Below are 19,381 nucleotides of genomic sequence, written 5' to 3' on the forward strand. Positions count from 1 at the left end.
CCTTATTCGCAATCGCAGCGTTTACGCGATTGAATGCGGTTTAGAACTGTTTTAATTCACACCAAAATCATATGTGAATCACAGGAGTTTGACTATGAAAACCGGCGCAAAACTGCCCAACGTGACCTTTCACACCCGTGTCCGTGACGATTCCATCGAAGGACCAAACCCGTTCCGTTGGGAAGACAAGACGACAGCTGACTATTTCGCCGGAAAGCGCGTAATCCTGTTCTCATTGCCGGGTGCGTTCACCCCAACCTGTTCGACTTATCAGCTGCCTGGGTTTGAGAACGGCTATGCCGATTTCAAGGCCATGGGGATCGACGAAATTTACTGCATGTCCGTCAACGACAGTTTCGTGATGAACAAATGGGCCCAGGATCAGGACCTGAAGAACGTGAAAGTCATCCCCGACGGATCGGGGGAGTTCACCCGGAAAATGGGCATGTTGGTCGACAAGGACAATCTGGGTTTCGGAATGCGCTCGTGGCGCTATGCGGCCATCGTCAATGATGGCGTTGTCGAGGCGTGGTTCGAAGAGCCCGGCCTGATGGATAATTGCCCGGAGGACCCCTATGGCGTGTCCTCGCCGGAAAACCTGATGAAACACCTGAAGGCGTCAGCAGAACCTGAAATGGCCTAAGCCTCAAATCCAAAGAAAAGGCCCGTATACACCGGGCCTTTTTTCTGTTCAGCCGATCATCCGATCTCGTTCCGCCTGCTCCTGATAATGCCGTTTCAGCCGTTGCAGGGCGATCCGCAGGACAATCTTGCCGGACCGCGCAGACCAACCCATTCGCTTTTCCGCCAGCTCCAACCCTTCCAGATAGCAGCAGCATCGCAACGCAACATCACTCAGACCCGGCCCCAAGTCGGATAAGGCACGTGCAACGCGGTCCTTCGCATCGGAAGCCCCCTTTCCACCATGGCTTTCACTGGCAAAACTGCTTCGACCACCTGTCGTCAGAAAACGATCCCAGTTCTGCGAAACCTGAGGGCCGATCTGTGCCAGCTCAAAATCTTCGCGCAAGCGCTCGCCGGCGCTGACGAGGGAGTCATCCAGAAACGGTTTTCCGTCACGATCCCGTCTGCGCGCCAATGCAATCAGCGGGCTTTCCGCAGCACTGTACCGAATGCGTTTGACCCGCTCGGCGGACCCACCCGAAGGCTTGCCCTGAAAGCTACTCTGAGCTTCGGCAAAACCAAAGTCAGTCCCGGCACGCGCCTTGTTTTCTGCCTTGGCGATCAAATGGCTTAGCGCCGTTCGTCCCGCTGCGGAAATCCGATATCGCGAAATGCGTCCGGGATTGTCGCAGGTGATCCAGTCTTTCAAAGCCAGGGCCTGCGCGATCCTGCATTCTACGACTGCGGTTCTTGTAGCCCCGGCATTGCCGGTGTCGCGTACGACGACCGCCTTGTCCATTTCCTCGGCCACGGCAAGGACCGAACCCGTCTCGCTCAGGCGGCGCAACACACGCAGTGCCTCATTTTCAAATTCTTCTTCAGCCGCGTTTTCTGACCCGCTTGTCGGGCCGTCGGCGCACTCCGAAACTGAAAAATGTGTCTCTGCAAGCGATTGCAAGGCCGCATCCACCAATGGATCGTCGCGGCGCATTTCGATGCGTCGAATTTGTCTGAGGATAGTTGACGCATGGCACCCGGCTGATCGCGCGATATCGCGGATCGAGCGACCGGTCTCGGTATGAGCAAGGTATCTTTGCGCCCCTTCTGGAACCCATGCCGGAATGGTGAAAGCCATGTTGTTTTCCATAATTATTTGCCCTCGTCGACAAAACAAACTGCCACTTTTCGCCCTCGGAATGTGGGTTAACCAAATCTAACTAGAGGTCCATTCGTTACTCGTTCGTTAACCACACAAGGCAAGAACCAGATTTGATTCAAAAAGATAAACAGTCGTGAAACCATCGTTCGGGAGGACTCTGACTAAGGCAACACCCGCTTAGGTTGTGCAAAACAGGATCCATCAATTTCCAAAAAAGGGACACATAACATGCAGGACCTGATGACAATGATCGCAACCCTCCGCCGCCCACGCATGTTGGCGCGTGCTGCAAGATTCGGGGCGCGGGATTACAATCGGGACAGGCATCTGCAACGCATTCTGGGATACGGGTCGCTGCCCGGTTCAGGTCAGGCGCTGCTGCGTTTGCTCGAGATGGAGAAAGAGGTAAATGAACAGCGAAAAGAAGATGATGCCGCCTACTCATTGGTGCGGCATCTGGATCTGCTTATAGCGCTGCTGGGTGAGGCGCAGCTGTATCAGGCCAGCCGCGTCTCGGTTCTTCAATAATCAGGAGAATGCGTCCGGCATGGAGGCCTTTTTCTCGGCGATATAGGCTTCCAGCGCCGCCGCGGTATCCGGGTCCATCTGCGGTTGCTGATAATTGGCCAGCAAATGTTCAACCCGCGCCGTGGCCAGAGCTCGCGTGTCACGCGCGCCCTCTTCCTGCCAGGTTTCATATGGTTTGTAGTCCAGCACTTCGGATTTCCAGAAGGATTCCTTGAAGTTGGCCTGCGTGTGGGCACAGCCGAGATAGTGACCACCCGGCCCTACTTCGCGGATTGCGTCCATGGCCTGCGCGTTTTCGTCATAAGCAACGCCCTTGGCCAGTGAATGCAGCACTCCCAACTGATCCGCATCCATGACGAACTTTTCGAAATCGGCGACCAGACCGCCTTCCAGCCAGCCGCAGGAATGCAGCATAAAGTTCACGCCCGAAAGCAGCCCCATGTTCAGCGAATTCGCTGTTTCGTAGGCCGCCTGCGCATCCGGCAGTTTCGAGCCACAGAACGACCCGGCCGAGCGGTATGGCAGGTTCAGACGACGCGCCAGCTGGCCTGCACCATATGTGATATGCGCGGCTTCTGGTGTGCCGAAGGTGGGTGCGCCCGAGTTCATATCGATCGACGTCACGAACGCGCCGAAAATCGCGGGGGCACCCGGACGGATGATCTGGCTGTAGGCAACGCCGGCCATCACCTCGGCCAGAACCTGTGTCAAAGTACCAGCCACCGAGACCGGCGCCATCGCTCCACCCACGATGAAGGGCGAAATGATGCAGGCTTGATTGTTGCGCGCATAAACCTCCAACGAGCCCATCATCACATCGTCGAATGTCATCGGCGAGTTGATATTGGTCAGCGAGGTCATCACGGTGTTTTCCTGCACGAACTCTTTGCCGAACAGGATTTCGCACATTTCAACCGAATCCTGTGCCCGGCTGGGATCGGTTACCGAGCCCATGAAAGGCTTGTCCGACAGGGTCATATGCGCCTTCAGCATATCCAGATGGCGCTTGTTCACCGGAATGTCGGTCGGCTCGCACACCGTACCGCCCGAGTGGTGCAACCACTTGGACATGTAGGCAAGTTTCACGAACTTGTTGAAATCGTCCATGGTTGCATAGCGGCGCCCACCCTGTGCATCACGCACGAACGGAGGACCGTATACCGGGGCCAGAACCATGTTGCGGCCACCGATTACAACCGATTTTTCGGGGTTGCGGGCGTGCTGGGTAAACTGGCTGGGGGCTGTCTTGATCAGCTCACGCGCCAGGCCACGCGGAATGCGCACACGCTCACCGTCGATATCTGCGCCCGCGTCACGCCACCGTTCCAAAGCTGCTGGATTGTCGACAAAGTTGACGCCGATTTCTTCCAACACGGTTTCAGCGTTGTTTTCGATAATCTCAAGCGCCTCTTCGTTGAGGATCTCGAAATTCGGAATGTTGCGTTCGATGTATTTCGCAGTCTCGATACGAACTGCGGTACGCTCGGCACGGCGGGCGGCGCCACCGCCACCTCTCGCCCTGCGCCGGGTGTTTGCCTCTGCCATGAGAAAATCCCGTCTGGTTGGTTAGATTGAGCGTTTTGATACAGGTTTGCCAGAACTCAAGCATAGGGATTGCGGCGCTCTGGGGGGAAAAGCGACATTGCCGCCCCACCGCGAAGCAGGCGGTCAGTCAGGATCGGCCGCCAACGCTTTCTCCATGGTAAGGCCGCTACCCACCTGATCCGTCACTTTCCAGCCCATGTGCCGGTACATCGCAATCGTGTCTTTCATCATTTTATGAGTTCGCAACTTCAACTTGGATAGATTCCGCGCCTGTGCTTCTTCTTCGGCAAACTGCATCAATTGCCGCGCAACCCCCTGCCCTTGGGCTTCGGGCGCAACCGCTAGGTTGAACACCATGATTGCGTCGTCAACTTGGTCAAAAACGATGACCCCAACTATACCGCCAGATACCGCAAGCAAGACGCGATGGGTCTTGATGTCATCCGCGATTCCGGCAGTAACGTCAGGCAGATCCTCGATCCGGCTTATTGCATCTTCATAAGCATTTTCCAGACACCGCGTTACCTTATCCGCATCCACCACAGCAGCCGTTCTGAACTCTATCTTCGACATGGCACCTGATCTTTCCGCCGGTTTGACTCAGCTTTTGTATCAAATGACGCCATACCGCTTGCACATGCAAGGCTTGCAACTTATGAGCCGGTTATGACCCAGACATCCCACGACCGCCTTCTGATCATCGACTTCGGCAGCCAGGTTACGCAGCTTATCGCCCGCCGCCTGCGCGAGCTGAATGTCTATTGTGAAATTCACCCTTACCAGAATGTCACGATGGATTTCGTGCGGGAAATGGCGCCGCGCGCCGTGATTTTCTCGGGCGGTCCGGACAGCGTGACGCGCGAGGGCTCGCCCCGCGCCCCGCAAGAGATTTTTGATTATGGCGTTCCGATTCTGGGCATCTGCTATGGCCAGCAGGTGATGATGCATCAGCTTGGCGGCAAGGTCGAAAGCGGCCATGGCACAGCCGAGTTTGGTCGGGCATTTGTTACACCGAAAAGCAAACTGGATATCCTGAATGGCTGGTTCGCGGACGGCGCTGAACAAGTCTGGATGAGCCATGGCGACCATGTCAGCGAAATCGCACCTGGGTTCGGGGTATTCGGAACCTCGCCCAACGCACCTTATGCGATCACGGCCGATCCATCGCGGCACTTCTATGCCGTGCAGTTTCACCCCGAGGTACACCATACGCCAAAGGGCGCGAAACTGTATGAAAACTTCGTAAAGCTGGCCGGGTTCAAGGGCGACTGGACCATGGGTGCCTATCGCGAAGAGATGATCCGCAAGATCCGCGAACAAGTTGGAGACAAAAAGGTCATTTGCGGATTGTCCGGTGGCGTTGACAGCTCGGTTGCCGCGATCCTTATTCACGAAGCAATCGGGGATCAGCTGACCTGCGTCTTCGTCGATCATGGGCTGCTGCGCAAGAACGAGGCCGCGGAAGTTGTTGGCATGTTCCGGGACAACTACAACATTCAGTTGATCCACGCCGATGAATCCGAGCTGTTCCTTGGCGAACTGGAAGGTCAGAGCGACCCCGAGACCAAACGCAAAATCATCGGAAAGCTGTTCATCGACGTGTTCCAGAAACACGCCGATACCATCGACGGCGCCGAATTCCTCGCGCAGGGCACTCTCTATCCCGATGTGATCGAATCGGTGTCGTTCTCGGGCGGGCCTTCCGTAACGATCAAATCCCACCACAACGTGGGTGGCCTGCCGGAAAAGATGGGCTTGAAACTGGTCGAACCGCTGCGCGAATTGTTCAAGGACGAAGTCCGTGCCTTGGGTCGCGAGCTTGGTCTGCCGCAGAGCTTCATCGGGCGTCACCCCTTCCCCGGGCCGGGTCTGGCCATTCGCTGCCCCGGCGAGATCACCCGCGAAAAGCTGGAGATTCTGCGCGAGGCCGACGCGATCTACATCGATCAGATCCGCAAACACGGGCTTTATGATGACATCTGGCAGGCTTTCGTTGCCATCCTTCCCGTCCGCACCGTCGGCGTGATGGGCGACGGGCGCACCTATGACTATGCCTGTGCGCTGCGGGCCGTCACCTCGGTCGATGGGATGACCGCGGATTATTACCCGTTCAGCCATGAGTTCCTTGGCGAAACGGCAACCCGGATCATCAACGAGGTCAAGGGCATCAACCGATGCACATATGACATCACCTCGAAACCGCCCGGAACCATCGAGTGGGAATGATCCGGCAAACCGCAACGGCGTTCGACGCCAAAACGACCCGATCCCGGGAAATCTTGCCAAGCCGTGCCTGAAAATGTCGGGCACGACCTTGAACCTGACGCTTCATAAGCGTTTCAATGATTCAACGAATTCAATCTTTTTGATCGCGTATCGAAAGCCCCGGTACCGGGGCCGTGACCGCGCGGCCAGATCGGGGTGCGCACGTGAATCAGACACAAAAAAACACATTCAAAGCCGCCTTGTGGATGACCGGAGCCATCGCGTCCTTCTCCTCGATGGCGGTTGCCGGTCGCGAACTGAGCCTCGTGCACGACACGTTCGAGATCATGATGTACCGAAGCCTAGTGGGGTTTCTTGTTGTCGCCCTCGTACTTACGGCCACAGGCGGTTGGGTTCAGGTTTCCACGCAACGCCTGGGGTTGCACGCCCTGCGAAACACCCTGCATTTCACAGGGCAGAATCTTTGGTTCTATGCGGTCGCTGTTGCACCTCTGGCGCAGGTATTCGCGCTGGAATTCACACAGCCGCTTTGGGTGATCCTGCTGTCGCCGCTGCTGCTGAACGAACGTCTGACGCCCCTCAAAATAACGGCAGCACTTATCGGTTTTGCTGGTGTTCTGATTGTCACGCGCCCAGGCAGTGCGCCTTTAAGCCCTGGCCTTGCTACCGCAGCCGCGTCTGCGATTTTCTTCGCATTTACAACGATTACAACAAAAAACCTCACTCGTTTTGCCAGCATCGGGTGCATCGTTTTCTGGCTTACTTCCATGCAGGCGGTGCTTGGGGCCATCGCAGCCGGTTTTGATGGGCAGATTGCCTTGCCCACGGCGCAAACCGCTCCGTTTGTGGTTCTGGTCGGGTTGGCGGGGCTGCTGGCCCATTTCTGCATAACCAACGCATTGGCCATTGCCCCGGCGACAGTTGTGATCCCATTTGATTTTGCGAGGCTTCCCACGATCGCAGTGGTCGGAATGATCCTGTACCACGAACCCATAGACCACTGGGTCCTGATCGGGGCGGCGGTCATCTTTTCCGGTATTTTCCTGAATATTTGGTCTGAAAGCCGTAACAGTTTAGCAACAGTTGAAAACACTCGTCGCAATACGTAACGCACCGTCACCAGTTGACCTTAAAGTAACCAAAAAGAGAGTATCGCTCATCATCATACACGGGACAGGCGTTCATTACACTCAACCAAACGCCAGTGAAGCCCGCCATGGATTGTTAGGGAGGACAGAATGAAAAAAACACTTCTCGCGACCTGCGCTTTGTGCGTTGGAGCGACGGCAGGATATGCAGGCGGCCTAGATCGAAGCGGTCAGGGCATCAACCTGATCTTCGAAGAAGGATCAGCTGTTCAGTTCCGGTTGGGATACACCAATCCCAGCGTAACGGGCACCATGCCTGCTTTGGCCGGACCAAACATCGGGCAACCGGTCGATTCCGGAGAGGTTGCGAACGACTTTTTCACACCGCATCTGGGCTACAAAACGTCACTGACCGAAAAGCTCGATTTCGCGATCATGTATGACCAGCCCTTTGGCGCAGACATTGAATACGCAAACACCTACCCTCTTTCGATCAACCCTATTCCGGGAGGTCGCACCGACACTCTGAGGGCCACAGCGGACACGGACGCCATCACGGCATTGCTGCGTTACAAATTCGATGGCGGGTTCAGCGCGATCGGCGGCATTCGTGCGCAGCGTGTGAAGGCTTCGGTCACCGTTCCCCTGGCTGCGGGATATCAGGTTGACTCCGATGCCGACACAGCATTCGGCTACGTAATCGGTGTCGCGTGGGAGAAACCGGAAATCGCGGCACGTGTGTCACTGACCTACAACTCCAAGATCAGTCACGATCTGTCACAAACAGAATCTCTGAACCCACCACCGATCCCGCCGATTCCACCAGGAACCGTGGCCACCTTCAACACAAACAGCGAAATCGAGACGCCCCAGTCGATCAACCTGGATTTCCAGACAGGCGTCGCGCCTAAAACGCTGTTGTTTGGTTCTATCCGTTGGGTCGACTGGCCACAGCTGGTGTACAACCCGCCAAACTACCCACCGACCAGCAACCTTGTTGACTACGCCGATGCGACCTTCACCTATTCATTGGGCTTGGGGTATCAATTCTCGGAAGAGTTCAGCGGCGCTGTGACGTTGGGCTACGAGACGTCCCAGGGCACGCCGGTATCAAACCTCGGCCCGACCGACGGGTTCTGGAGTGTTGGTCTGGGCGGGACGTACTCGCTGGAGAAGGCCAAGATTTCCGGCGGTGTTCGTTACACCGACATCGGTGACGCGACAGCCAACGGCGCTGGCCCGAATGCACGCGGAACATTCACCGGCAACAGCGCCTGGAGCGTGGGCTTCCAGATTACATACGCTCTGAACTAGTCCAAGGATGACCATCCTCAAGGCTCCGCTGTTTCAGCGGGGCCTTTTTTATGCGCAGGTTTCGGGTCGCGTATATTTCGATTGAATGAAACTGTGCGGTCATGAACACCCAAAAACACCTTTCTCGGCGCGCCTGGTCCGAGCTCATTCTTCTGGCCGTCATTTGGGGCGCATCCTTTGTGGCCATCCGGGTCGCTCTGGATTCCATTCCCGTTATGACATCGGTTTTGCACCGCACGTTCTGGGCGATGCTGGTGCTGTGGCTGGTGGCATGGGGCAAGGGGTTTACGCTGCCCCGTTCTCTGCGCATCTGGGGTGCTTTTCTGATCATGGGATTGCTGAACAATGTCATACCGTTCAGCTTGATGGCATGGGGTCAGCTTTACATCGACTCTGGGCTTACGGCCATTCTGAACGCGACCACGGCCATTTTTGGTGTTCTGGTTGCGGCTGTGTTTTTCAAGGATGAACGTTTGACACAAGCGCGCGTGATCGGTGTCGTCTTGGGCTTTCTCGGTGTCTCGATCACCATCGGACTAAAGACCTTCACGTCTTTCAGCCTGCAAAACACAGCGCAGCTAGCCGTGTTGGCCGGAACGCTCTCGTATGCTTTTGCTGCGGCTTGGGCACGGTATCATCTGTCTGACCTTCACCCCGTCGTCGCGGCCGCTGGCATGTTAACCGGCTCGACCCTGCTGATCCTGCCCCTGGCGCTGATGACGGACGGGGTGCCAACGCTTGCGCTGCCCGCGATCACTTGGGCTGCGATTGGCTATTACGCCATTGTGGCAACAGCAGGGGCATATCTTTTGTACTATCGAGTCCTGGCGATGGCGGGCAGCGGCAACCTGATGCTGGTGACGCTTGTAATCCCTCCTGTCGCCATCGTGCTTGGCGCAATTCTGCGAAACGAAGCGCTGCCGTCGAATGCCTATTTTGGCTTTGTTGTCCTTGCCATGGGTCTTCTGGTATTGAACCGAGCTGGCCGCCGTGATTGACGCCGTGCGCTGCCCGATTTAGCAAAGGCAAAAAAGGGACAGCACAAGATGATCTACAACTCAGCCGAAGACTGGCGCACGGCAAGCCGCAAGAAGGTGCTGTTCTTTGGTATGTCCGGTCTGGGCAAGACATATGTCTCGAACATTCTTCGGGACTCAGGGAACTGGTTTCACTACTCGATCGACTATCGCATCGGCACCCGGTACATGGGCGAATACATAACCGACAATGCGAAGGCCGAGGCGATGAAAGTCCCGTTCTTGCGTGACCTGCTCCTGTCGGATTCCATTTACATCGGCTCGAATATCTCGTTCGCGAACCTGACTCCGGTCGCAGCCTATCTGGGCAAACCGGGCAACCCTGCCCTTGGCGGATTGGAAATGCCGGAATACCGCCGCAGGCAGGAACAGTTTCGGCTGGCCGAAATACACGCCCTGCTGGATACCGAGTATTTCATCGACCGGGCCGAGCGATTGTACAAATACCCCCATTTCATCTGCGACACCGGTGGATCGATCTGCGAATGGGTAGACCCCGAAGATCCGAACGATCGGGTACTGTCCGAGCTTTCGCAACACACCCTGATGATCTGGCTGAAGGGAGATGAGGAACACACGGCAGAGCTTGTACGCCGTTTTGACAAAGCCCCAAAGCCGATGTCCTATCAGGCCGAATTCCTGACCAAGGCGTGGACAGATTATCTGGATCTGCAAGGCTGTTCGGAAGCGGATGTTGATCCCGATGATTTCGTCCGTTGGACCTATGCACAGGCCTTGGCGCACCGCCAGCCGCGTTACGAAGCCATGGCGAACAACTGGGGCGTGACGATTGCCGCCAACGACATCGGAAAAATCCGCGATGCCGCTGATTTCGATGAGTTGATCGAGCACACACTTGAGACCACGCGCAATAACGCCTAACTACCAGTTTTCACTGATCTCTTAGAAGCCTGACATATGCCCATCAAAATCCCATCGGAACTGCCTGCTTTTGACGTCCTGACCAAAGAGGGCGTCATGGTCATGGACGAAGATCAGGCAATGCGTCAGGACATCCGCCCGCTGCGCATCGGATTACTGAACCTGATGCCCAAGAAGATCCAGACCGAAAACCAGTTCGCGCGTCTGATCGGGGCAACCCCGTTGCAAATCGATCTGTCTTTGATCCGCATGACCGAACACCGGACCAAGAACACCGCCGCCGAGCATATGTCCGAATTCTATCGCCCGTTTCAGGAGATCAAGGATCAGAAATTCGACGGCCTGATCATCACCGGTGCCCCGATCGAACATCTGGAATTTCATGATGTCACCTATTGGGACGAAATCAGCGAGATCTTCGACTGGACCCAAACCAACGTGCATTCCACCTTTGGTGTGTGCTGGGGCGGGATGGCGATGATCAACCATTTTCACGGTGTCAAAAAGTACATGCTGGACGCAAAAGCCTTTGGGTGTTTCCGGCATCGCAACCTGGACCCGGCGTCTCCGTTCCTGCGCGGTTTCTCAGATGACTGTGTCATTCCGGTCAGCCGATGGACGGAAATGAAACAGGATGAAATCGATCGCGCACCCGGGCTGAGGACCCTGTTGGGCAGCGACGATGTCGGCCCCTGTCTGGTCGAAGATCCCGGCCATCGCGCGCTGTATATCTTCAATCACTTCGAATACGACAGTGATACGCTGAAACAGGAATATGATCGGGACGTCAGCAACGGCACGCCTATCAACGTGCCGATAAACTATTACCCCGATGATGATCCATCCAAAACGCCGCAGAACCGGTGGCGCAGTCACGCACATCTGCTGTACGGCAATTGGATCAACGAAATCTATCAGACCACGCCTTTCGACATGACAAAAATTGGCCACTAAAGTCCTGATATCCCTTGGCCTGGCCGTTCTGGGCCTTGTCATACTGACAACCTGGCGCAGCGCCCGGAACGAGGCGCTGGCCGAGGCGGCTTTCCCCCCCGAGGGTCGGATTCTGGATGTGGGCGGCATCGCCGTGCACGCCGTGGTCATGGGGGACGGCCCTGATGTCGTTCTGATCCATGGTTCCAGCGGGAACACGCGCGACATGACCTTTGCGCTGGCCCCCATTCTGGCCAGGTCATACCGCGTGATCGTTTTTGACCGACCGGGCCTGGGCTATTCCGAAAGCTTCAATCCGGATGGCGAAACCATCATTGAACAGGCGGATATCCTGCAACGGGCGGCGGCTCAGCTTGGTGCGGAAAAACCCATCGTGGCCGGGCAGAGCTATGGCGGATCGGTCTCGCTGGCCTGGGCCGTGACCCGACCCCAGAATATCTCGGCTCTGGTTCTGATCGCCCCGGCCGCTCTCCCATGGGAAACGCCTTTGGATGGGTTCAACCGGCTTGCGTCAACCACGGCGGGCAATATGCTGGCCTTGCCCTTGATCAGCTCTTTCGTACCCGAGTGGTACGTCACACAGGTGTTGGACAAAGTTTTTGCACCGCAAACGGCGCCCGAAGGTTATGCGGAACATTTCGGGCCGGGGCTGACGATCCGGCGTGGCTCGATGCATGCAAACGCCAAGCAACGCGCCAACCTGCTGGACGAAATTACCCGTCTGCAACCCAGATATGGCGAGATCTCCGTTCCGACGGACATCATCCACGGAACGGCCGACGACACCGTTGGTCTTGAATGGCATTCTGAACGCCTGATCGAACAGATCCCCGGCGCCGAGTTGATCGAGCTACCGGGTGTCGGCCATATGCCACAGGTGGTCGCGGCGCCTGAGGTGGCCGCCGCGATAGATCGCGCGGCGCAGCGCGCGGGTTTGCGTTAACCCACGCTCTAATCCATAGTTAGATATGGATTTTATCGCGAGGTGACATATGGCCCGGTCAGGAAAAGGCTCTATCGAAAAGTATTTTCTGAAAGACGCGCCCAGATCTGTACGGGAAGAGATTCAAAACGCGAAAAAAGGCGATATTCTGAACCCGACCTACCCGTATTCCGAAAAAATGAAGACCAAGGATTATGAAGAGCAGATGGACCTGCTTCAGATCGAATTGGTCAAAATGCAATCCTGGGTCAAGGAAACCGACCAGCGGGTTGCCATCATTTTCGAAGGCCGCGATGCCGCCGGCAAAGGTGGCACCATCAAACGGTTTCGCGAAAACCTGAACCCGCGCGGCGCACGCAACGTTGCGCTGGCCAAACCATCAGACGCCGAACGCAGCCAATGGTATTTTCAACGCTACATCCCGCATCTGCCCGCCGCAGGAGAGATCGTGTTCTTTGATCGCAGCTGGTACAATCGAGGTGTCGTCGAGAATGTCTTTGGCTTCTGCACTCAGGAACAGCGTGAGAGGTTTTTCCGTCAGGTCCTGCCACTTGAAACGGGCCTGGTGAATGACGGCATCCATTTATTCAAGTTCTGGCTCAATGTCGGGCGCGCAGAACAGCTGAACCGTTTTCTGGCGCGCGAAAACGACCCTTTGAAGCATTGGAAGCTCAGCGCGATCGACGTCGCAGGGCTGAACAAATGGGACGAATACACGCAGTCGATCTCGGAAACCCTGACCCGGTCACATTCCGATGCCTGCCCGTGGACGATTGTTCGTTCCGACGACAAAAAACGCGCGCGCCTTGCGGCCATCCGAACAGTTTTGCATGCCTTGGACTATGATGAGAAGGACAAGAAGAGTATCGGCGAGGTTGATGCCCGTATCTGCGGTGGCCCGGATATGTGGGAGGCGTAAATTGTCTCTCTGCCCTGCCCTGTCGATGCCTTCACGATCATGTATTGGACGACAAAGCGTCGGTGGTCTATGTCCTTGTCTTCCAACACGCAATCAATGCAACTGAGGCCGGGATGACGAAACGCGGTTATCACCACGGAAACCTGAAGCAAGCCCTGATCGAGGCTGCCTTGTCCCTGATCGAAGACAAGGGCCCGACCGGTTTCACGCTGTCCGAGGCGGCCAAAACGGCCGGTGTCACACCTGCTGCCGTCTATCGTCATTTTCAAGGGCGCGAGGACCTGATTGCCGAAGCCGCACGGCAGGGGTTTGAGATGTTCGCAGACCTGATGCAATACGCCTATGACGAGGGACAGCCTTCAGCCCTTGCCGCTTTTGAAGCAACGGGGCGTGCGTATCTGGCTTTTGCGCGCAAAAATCCCGGGCATTACATCGCCATGTTCGAAAGCGGGATTTCCCTGAACCGGACACCCGAATTGTCCTTGGCCGCCAATCGGGCGAAGGCCGTTCTTGAAAAAGCGGCCGCGGACCTGTCCCAGCATATTCCGCCTGACAAGCGCCCGCCCGCATCGATGTTCAGCGCCCATATCTGGGCGATGAGCCACGGCGTCGTCGAGCTGTACGCCCGAAATACCGGCGCAACTTCGCCTTTTCCTCCCGAAGATTTACTGGAAAGCGGTATCGGCATCTACCTGCGCGGTCTGGGTCTGATCCCTCAGGACGAGTGACGCGGTCAGAACGAACGGCTGCCCTGAGGCATACTCAAGCCCGATGTCACGTTGATAAGATCCATCTCACCCATCCCCTTGATATCAACGCACCCCAGATCCGAGACCTGAAACTCGTCAATCAAGGCATATTTCATCTCTTCCGGGGCCACGATGTTCATGGGGTTGGCAAAGACCTGCAACCGGGACGCGATGTTTACGGCAGGGCCAAACACGTCATAGACATATTTCTGAATGCCAACGACCGATCCAACCGCCGCACCCATCCCCAATCCGATCCGCGCCTGCCACTTATGCGGATGGCTTTCGTTGCGGCGTTCGAGATAGCGCAGGAACCTTACCGCACAATGCGCCACGGCGGTCGCATGATCCGGTGTTGGATCGGGCATGCCTGACACGGCCAGATAAGCATCACCGATCGTTTTGATCCGCTCACACCCGAATTGTTCCACGATCCGGTCGAAAGCCGTGAAGATGTCGTTCAGTTCACTCAAGGTGACCGTCGGGTCGGTCTTGGCCGCAAAATCCGTGAACCCGACAAAATCCAGCATCACCACCGAAACCTGCTGATACAGCTGCGGTGTGACAACGCCGAACGTCTTGAATTCTTCATACACGGCTCGGGGCATCAGGTTCAGCAACAGGCGTTCCACTCTTTCCTTTTCGCGCTCAAGCTCTCGGGTGTTGCGCTCGACCATGGTGGAATAGCTGTCGATCATGCTTTCCAATTCGCGAATGCGAGTGATGTTCTGACATTCCACAATCAGCACCTGCTCGGACAAGCCATTGGCCAGTGAGACAGCGACTGCAAAGATCAAGGTCCTGCGTTTCGGCTTTATCTGCAATTCGACCGAGTACCGAAGGCCGGACTGCTTTACATCCTCCAGTTCCTTGGGGTCGAGATCCGGCAGAACGTCGCTTAAGGTGCTGCCCTTTTCAGGAGTGCCGAACCATTCCGTGAAAGGCCCGTTGTGAAACACGAATTGCAGGTCGGATGCGCGCACCACGGCGACGCCGACTCCGATCGCACGTAGCAATTGCTCGTTTATCGCCAGAATGCTCATGCCGCGTTCCGGGTGACTATGATCGAACGTTTGCCTTCGATTGCGGTCAGCGCAGTTTTGATGTCTCCGTCGGACATGCCATGCTGACTTAGCGCGTCGCCAAACAGCTCGGCCATGACGTCAAACTCATTGTGCGAAATGTTCAGATGCCGATGAACTGCTTCGATCCTGTCATCACTGAAAGATGCGGGCCCACCAATCAAGGACGAGACGAACTTGGTTTGATGGTCGATCAGGCGCGGCATATCAATGTCTTCGAAATGATGGCCGATCTCATCCGAATCCAGCGCCATTTCATAGAAGGTCATCACGACCCGGCTGATCGTTTTGAAACCGCCATATTTCTCATAAAGTGTCTGTGCCACACGAATACCCGCGCGTTACCAATCAATAACCCCACAACTTTATATCAAATCGATATTTTTGTTAACGCTTATGATTTTCTGGCCCAGACGGATCAAAAACCGTCTTGCTGAAAAGGAAAATCTGCCAGAGCACCGCTGAGGCCGAAGGGGATCTTTCATACGTTCTTTGGGTATGGGAAATGAAGGAAAGGCAACACTATCAGCGGGATTATCTTTTGACTGATCTTGAAGCACTCTGATGGGCTGGGCCGGATCAGCTTTGAACGCAAGCCAGCCCGCCCTTCTGGAAGAAAATTTCCTCTGGTCCCCCAAAATCCGCCGTTCAAAGAGAATTTGGTTTCAAAACGGCGTGTCCTCATGTTCACATGCAGGAAAACGGCACAACAATCGAAAGGACCCAAAGTGCAGGAACATGGATATGCGTCCGGGCGACTGAATCTTCCTTTTGTCGGAATATCGACCTTCGCAAAATCTCCATATGTCGAGAACTGGGACCGAATCGAGGCCGACGTTTGCGTGCTCGGCGCGCCGTTCGACTTTGGAACGCAGTGGCGCCCCGGCGCGCGTTTTGGTCCTCGGGCCGTGCGAGAGGCATCGACCCTTTTCAGTTTTGGCCATGCCGGCGCCTATGATCATGAGGATGACGCTACCTATCTGGACAGTTCGGTTCGGATCGTCGACCTGGGCGATGCGGATATTGTCCACACCAAGACCGAGACGAGCCACGAGAACATAGCCTTTGGCGTGCAGAAAATTCTCGAGGCCGGGGCACTTCCGCTGGTGATTGGCGGTGATCACTCGGTCAACATCCCCTGCATTTCCGCATTTGAAAGCGACTGCGCTGAAAACGGCCCGATCCATGTTGTTCAAATCGATGCGCATTTGGACTTTGTGGATGAACGTCACGGCGTCACCAGCGGGCACGGAAATCCCATGCGCCGCGCGATCGAGAAAGACTATGTTTCGGGGATGACCCAGCTGGGCATTCGAAACGTATCGTCCACGTCCAAGGAAGGGTATGACGACGCGCGTGCGCGCGGATCGGATATCCTGTCCGTGCGGCAGGTTCGCAGATTGGGAACAGAGGCTGTTCTTGACCGCATTCCCGAGGGAAAACGGTACTATGTAACGATCGATATCGATGCGTTCTGTCCCTCGATCGCGCCAGGAACCGGCACTCCGAGCCACGGAGGGTTCTTGTACTATGACGTTCTGGAAATCCTTCAGGGACTGGCGAAAAGGGGCGACGTGGTGGGCATCGATCTGGTCGAGGTGGCCCCCGCCTACGACCCCACTGAAAGCACTCAGATTCTGGCGGCACAGCTGCTGTTGAATTTTCTGGGTTTCATTTTTCACGAACGTGCTCGGCGCACGTGATAAGCGGGTGGAGCAGAAGCTCCACCCCAAACCTCAGGCGTCGATAATGTTGTGTCCCGGCCCGTAGGGGAAGCCTGTGATGTTTTCGGCTCCGTCTTCGCTCACAACCAGAATATCGTGTTCCCTGTAACCGCCTGCACCGGGCTGGCCTTCGGGGATCCACAGCATCGGCTCGATCGAGACCACCATGCCGGGTTCCAGCACTGTGTCGATGTCTTCACGGAGTTCCAAACCGGCTTCGCGACCATAGTAGTGGCTCAGAACACCGAACGAGTGCCCATAGCCGAAGGAACGATATTGAAGCAGGCCTTCGTCGGCAAAAAACCGGTTGATCTCGGCGGTGATACCGGAACAGGTGGCACCGGGTTTGATCAAGCTCAGGCCAAGTTCATGCGCGGCCACATTGGCCTTCCACAGGCGCAGACTGTCGGCATCCGGCTCGCCCAGGAACAGGGTCCGCTCCAAGGCGGTGTAATAGCCCGAGATCATCGGAAAGGTGTTCAGCGAAAGTATATCGCCTTTTTGCAACGCGCGTTTGGTGACCGGGTTATGCGCGCCGTCGGTGTTCAAACCCGATTGAAACCAAACCCATGTGTCACGGTATTCAGCATCCGGATAGGCTCGCGCGATTTCCACTTCCATCGCGTCTCGACCAGCCATCGCGATTTCGATTTCGGTTGCTCCTTCGCGGATTGCGGCATGGATCGCAGCACCACCCACATCGGCCGTGCGCGCTCCTCCCTTGATCAATTCGATTTCTTCAGCGGATTTGATCATCCGCGCGGCCATGGTGTCGGCCGCGATGTCAACCAATTCTGGCTCGCCCAGCATGTTCAGCGCCGTGTCCCGCGCTGCAAGCGTCATGTGGTCGCCTTCGATGCCGATCCGCTTTGCATTCCCGATCAGGCTCGCAACTGCCCGCCAGTAGTTGTCGCGTTTCCAGTCAGTATAAATCACGTTGTCTTCAACCGACCGGCGCCAGGGTTGCCCGGCATCAATATTGGCGGAAACGGTGGTGCAGTTGTCTTGGGTTACAACACAGCCATAAGGGCGCCCGAACGCACAGTATAGAAAGCCCGAATAATAGGCGATATTCTGCATCGATGTCAGCAGCACCACCGGGATATCCCGCTTGGCCATAATCGCGCGCAGCTTGCCAAGACGGCGGTCATACTCAGATTTGCTGAAAGGCAACGGGGCTTTGTCGCCATTGTGGCAGGTGAAGAACTGAGGGCGGTTAGAAATGTCAGTCATCCTTGGTCTCTCATCTATGCCGGGCGTGCATCTCCCGGCCACATGTCCCGGCGTTCAGGACAGGCGGTCTCGGGGTCCGAGAGCCGATCACCTCGGTAGTCGCCGCGACGCCATCGCGGCAGAGATGAACAGGTGAATCGTTAGATCAGACGGTTTGCTGCGTCAAGCGGGCGAAAGACCTCGCAGACGCTCCGACCGGCGTCGCAACAGTTCGACCGTCGTCAGCAGGGCAATGGACAGGACCACGAGGATTGTCGCAACCGCCAGAATGGTTGGACTGATCTGTTCCCGCAGGCCGGTGAACATCTGCCACGGCAACGTCTTTTGCGATGAGGATCCCACAAACAAGACCACGACCACTTCGTCGAACGATGTGATGAAGGCAAACAGGCCGCCCGAGATTACGCCCGGCAATATCAACGGCATCTGTATCTTGAAGAAGGTCCGCACCGGCCCTGCGCCCATATTGGCTGCCGCCCGCGTCAGAGATCGATCAAAGCCCACCAGTGTTGCCGTCACGGTAATGATCACAAAGGGAATACCCAGCACTGCGTGGGCCAGGATAACTTTCAGATAGCCTACGAAGTTCTTGTTCATGCCCAGTGTTCCTTCGAGGAAACGCCCGATATCACTGTAGAAAAAGAACATACCCGTCGCCGAGATGATCAGCGGAACAATCATCGGCGAAATCAGAATTCCCATGATCGCACGGCGTCCGGGAACGTGAGACTGGCTGAGCCCGATCGCGGCCAGCGTTCCCAACGTTACCGAGATAACCGTCGCAATCGGCGCGATGATCAGCGAGTTCTTGAAGCTGCGCTGCCATTCGTTGTTGGTGAAGAAATCACGGTAGTGCTTCAGCGAATAGCCTTCGGGATCAAGCCGCAGCATCTCGGGCGTGAAGGTAAAGAAATCCTGCGCGTTGAAAGACAACGGCAACACCACCAGAATCGGCGTGATCAGGAACACGAAGATCGCACCACAGATCACGCGAAACAGGTAGTGATAGAAAACCTGCTGTGCCGTGAGATACGGCAGCAGCTTGCGCCGATACCGCCCCTCGTACAACCAATAGATAAACCAGGCGAAAAACCAGCCGCCGAGCAGGCCCAATACACCGCCCATCAGACCGGCCATTATGAAACCTATGACGCCGAACCCGATGATATTGATCCAGCGTGCGAGGTTTTCGTTCTTCACGATATTTATGTAGACCCAGGCCAGCCCCGCGATCAGGACAGCCCCGCCCAGTATGCCCAGAAGGACCGAACCATTTCCGGCCCCGACGAAAATGCCGGCAAATGCCCCGGCAAGTGCGACACTGGGCAAAACCATGGACATGGGTTTGCGGGATATCGGTGTCAGTGCTGCCAT

General features: G+C 56.2%; 19 protein-coding genes. 12 read left to right on the forward strand and 7 right to left on the reverse strand.

Annotation, left to right across the window (positions count from 1 at the left end):
• The first annotated feature begins 94 nt into the window (after positions 1–94).
• Positions 95–643: a redoxin family protein gene (locus ACR0LI_RS06355; RefSeq protein WP_480718197.1), complete on the forward strand. Its 549-nt coding sequence runs from the start codon at positions 95–97 to the stop codon at positions 641–643.
• 48 nt (positions 644–691) lie between these two features.
• Here the strand turns inward: ACR0LI_RS06355 and ACR0LI_RS06360 are convergent, their stop codons facing one another.
• Complete coding sequence (locus ACR0LI_RS06360) at positions 692–1,771, reverse strand: DUF6456 domain-containing protein (RefSeq protein WP_480490057.1); 1,080 nt, start codon at positions 1,769–1,771, stop codon at positions 692–694.
• 240 nt (positions 1,772–2,011) lie between these two features.
• On the opposite strand from ACR0LI_RS06360, the gene ACR0LI_RS06365 reads away from it, so the two are divergent.
• Complete coding sequence (locus tag ACR0LI_RS06365) at positions 2,012–2,311, forward strand: DUF6477 family protein (protein WP_480718198.1); 300 nt, start codon at positions 2,012–2,014, stop codon at positions 2,309–2,311.
• On the opposite strand, the gene ACR0LI_RS06370 is transcribed toward ACR0LI_RS06365, so the two are convergent.
• Both ACR0LI_RS06370 and ACR0LI_RS06375 read right to left on the reverse strand, forming a co-directional pair.
• Positions 2,312–3,856, reverse strand: a complete 1,545-nt coding sequence (locus ACR0LI_RS06370; protein ID WP_171632846.1) for a trimethylamine methyltransferase family protein — start codon at positions 3,854–3,856, stop codon at positions 2,312–2,314.
• Positions 3,857–3,979: 123 nt separating this feature from the next.
• On the reverse strand, positions 3,980–4,429 hold the full coding sequence (locus tag ACR0LI_RS06375) for a GNAT family N-acetyltransferase (protein ID WP_209833274.1): 450 nt from the start codon (positions 4,427–4,429) through the stop codon (positions 3,980–3,982).
• Positions 4,430–4,522: 93 nt separating this feature from the next.
• Here ACR0LI_RS06375 and guaA point away from each other — a divergent pair, with 93 nt between their 5' ends.
• From guaA to ACR0LI_RS06420, 9 genes are all read left to right on the forward strand, one after another.
• Positions 4,523–6,082, forward strand: coding sequence for a glutamine-hydrolyzing GMP synthase (gene guaA, locus ACR0LI_RS06380; RefSeq protein ID WP_480718199.1), 1,560 nt, complete (start codon positions 4,523–4,525; stop codon positions 6,080–6,082).
• 203 nt (positions 6,083–6,285) lie between these two features.
• Entirely contained in the window at positions 6,286–7,191 is a 906-nt protein-coding gene (locus tag ACR0LI_RS06385) for a DMT family transporter (protein WP_480718200.1), read from the forward strand.
• Between the two features lie 129 nt (positions 7,192–7,320).
• The gene (locus ACR0LI_RS06390; RefSeq protein ID WP_171723378.1) at positions 7,321–8,484 is read left to right on the forward strand and encodes an OmpP1/FadL family transporter; all 1,164 of its coding nucleotides are present in this window, start codon (positions 7,321–7,323) and stop codon (positions 8,482–8,484) included.
• A gap of 101 nt (positions 8,485–8,585) precedes the next feature.
• Positions 8,586–9,482: a DMT family transporter gene (locus ACR0LI_RS06395; protein WP_480487400.1), complete on the forward strand. Its 897-nt coding sequence runs from the start codon at positions 8,586–8,588 to the stop codon at positions 9,480–9,482.
• Positions 9,483–9,530: 48 nt separating this feature from the next.
• Positions 9,531–10,403 carry an ATPase gene (locus ACR0LI_RS06400; protein ID WP_171613846.1) on the forward strand — a complete coding sequence of 291 codons (873 nt, stop codon included), beginning with the start codon at positions 9,531–9,533 and terminating at the stop codon, positions 10,401–10,403.
• Positions 10,404–10,439: 36 nt separating this feature from the next.
• A complete protein-coding gene (metA, locus tag ACR0LI_RS06405; RefSeq protein WP_171632856.1) occupies positions 10,440–11,357 on the forward strand; it encodes a homoserine O-acetyltransferase MetA in 918 nt (305 codons plus the stop codon).
• Entirely contained in the window at positions 11,347–12,300 is a 954-nt protein-coding gene (locus tag ACR0LI_RS06410) for an alpha/beta fold hydrolase (RefSeq protein ID WP_480718201.1), read from the forward strand. The genes metA and ACR0LI_RS06410 overlap by 11 nt, the downstream gene beginning before the upstream one ends.
• 49 nt (positions 12,301–12,349) lie before the next feature.
• Positions 12,350–13,219: a polyphosphate kinase 2 gene (ppk2, locus tag ACR0LI_RS06415; protein ID WP_480718202.1), complete on the forward strand. Its 870-nt coding sequence runs from the start codon at positions 12,350–12,352 to the stop codon at positions 13,217–13,219.
• 113 nt (positions 13,220–13,332) lie between these two features.
• On the forward strand, positions 13,333–13,947 hold the full coding sequence (locus ACR0LI_RS06420; RefSeq protein ID WP_152457804.1) for a TetR/AcrR family transcriptional regulator: 615 nt from the start codon (positions 13,333–13,335) through the stop codon (positions 13,945–13,947).
• A gap of 5 nt (positions 13,948–13,952) precedes the next feature.
• Here the strand turns inward: ACR0LI_RS06420 and ACR0LI_RS06425 are convergent, their stop codons facing one another.
• Together ACR0LI_RS06425 and ACR0LI_RS06430 are read right to left on the reverse strand one after the other, a co-directional pair.
• A complete protein-coding gene (locus tag ACR0LI_RS06425; protein WP_171632863.1) occupies positions 13,953–15,011 on the reverse strand; it encodes an adenylate/guanylate cyclase domain-containing protein in 1,059 nt (352 codons plus the stop codon).
• The gene (locus tag ACR0LI_RS06430; protein WP_152457802.1) at positions 15,008–15,376 is read right to left on the reverse strand and encodes a group I truncated hemoglobin; all 369 of its coding nucleotides are present in this window, start codon (positions 15,374–15,376) and stop codon (positions 15,008–15,010) included. The genes ACR0LI_RS06425 and ACR0LI_RS06430 overlap by 4 nt, the downstream gene beginning before the upstream one ends.
• Before the next feature lie 402 nt (positions 15,377–15,778).
• Here ACR0LI_RS06430 and speB point away from each other — a divergent pair, with 402 nt between their 5' ends.
• On the forward strand, positions 15,779–16,753 hold the full coding sequence (gene speB / locus ACR0LI_RS06435; protein ID WP_480718203.1) for an agmatinase: 975 nt from the start codon (positions 15,779–15,781) through the stop codon (positions 16,751–16,753).
• Between the two features lie 33 nt (positions 16,754–16,786).
• Here the strand turns inward: speB and ACR0LI_RS06440 are convergent, their stop codons facing one another.
• Positions 16,787–18,007, reverse strand: a complete 1,221-nt coding sequence (locus ACR0LI_RS06440) for an aminopeptidase P family protein (protein WP_480619244.1) — start codon at positions 18,005–18,007, stop codon at positions 16,787–16,789.
• Between the two features lie 162 nt (positions 18,008–18,169).
• On the reverse strand, positions 18,170–19,381 hold the full coding sequence (locus tag ACR0LI_RS06445) for an ABC transporter permease (protein ID WP_171723384.1): 1,212 nt from the start codon (positions 19,379–19,381) through the stop codon (positions 18,170–18,172).

It is taken from the genome of Ruegeria sp. CL7 (assembly GCF_056536445.1).

Coding starts and splice junctions, on each gene's coding strand:
- ACR0LI_RS06370 (WP_171632846.1), bottom strand. CDS start 3,856: ATGGCAGAGGCAAACACCCGGCGCAGGGCGAGAGGTGGCGGTGGCGCC.
- ACR0LI_RS06365 (WP_480718198.1), top strand. CDS start 2,012: ATGCAGGACCTGATGACAATGATCGCAACCCTCCGCCGCCCACGCATG.
- ACR0LI_RS06400 (WP_171613846.1), top strand. CDS start 9,531: ATGATCTACAACTCAGCCGAAGACTGGCGCACGGCAAGCCGCAAGAAG.
- ppk2 (WP_480718202.1), top strand. CDS start 12,350: ATGGCCCGGTCAGGAAAAGGCTCTATCGAAAAGTATTTTCTGAAAGAC.
- ACR0LI_RS06355 (WP_480718197.1), top strand. CDS start 95: ATGAAAACCGGCGCAAAACTGCCCAACGTGACCTTTCACACCCGTGTC.
- ACR0LI_RS06425 (WP_171632863.1), bottom strand. CDS start 15,011: ATGAGCATTCTGGCGATAAACGAGCAATTGCTACGTGCGATCGGAGTC.
- ACR0LI_RS06395 (WP_480487400.1), top strand. CDS start 8,586: ATGAACACCCAAAAACACCTTTCTCGGCGCGCCTGGTCCGAGCTCATT.
- ACR0LI_RS06390 (WP_171723378.1), top strand. CDS start 7,321: ATGAAAAAAACACTTCTCGCGACCTGCGCTTTGTGCGTTGGAGCGACG.
- ACR0LI_RS06445 (WP_171723384.1), bottom strand. CDS start 19,381: ATGGCAGCACTGACACCGATATCCCGCAAACCCATGTCCATGGTTTTG.
- metA (WP_171632856.1), top strand. CDS start 10,440: ATGCCCATCAAAATCCCATCGGAACTGCCTGCTTTTGACGTCCTGACC.
- ACR0LI_RS06420 (WP_152457804.1), top strand. CDS start 13,333: ATGACGAAACGCGGTTATCACCACGGAAACCTGAAGCAAGCCCTGATC.
- ACR0LI_RS06360 (WP_480490057.1), bottom strand. CDS start 1,771: ATGGAAAACAACATGGCTTTCACCATTCCGGCATGGGTTCCAGAAGGG.
- ACR0LI_RS06440 (WP_480619244.1), bottom strand. CDS start 18,007: ATGACTGACATTTCTAACCGCCCTCAGTTCTTCACCTGCCACAATGGC.
- guaA (WP_480718199.1), top strand. CDS start 4,523: ATGACCCAGACATCCCACGACCGCCTTCTGATCATCGACTTCGGCAGC.
- ACR0LI_RS06375 (WP_209833274.1), bottom strand. CDS start 4,429: ATGTCGAAGATAGAGTTCAGAACGGCTGCTGTGGTGGATGCGGATAAG.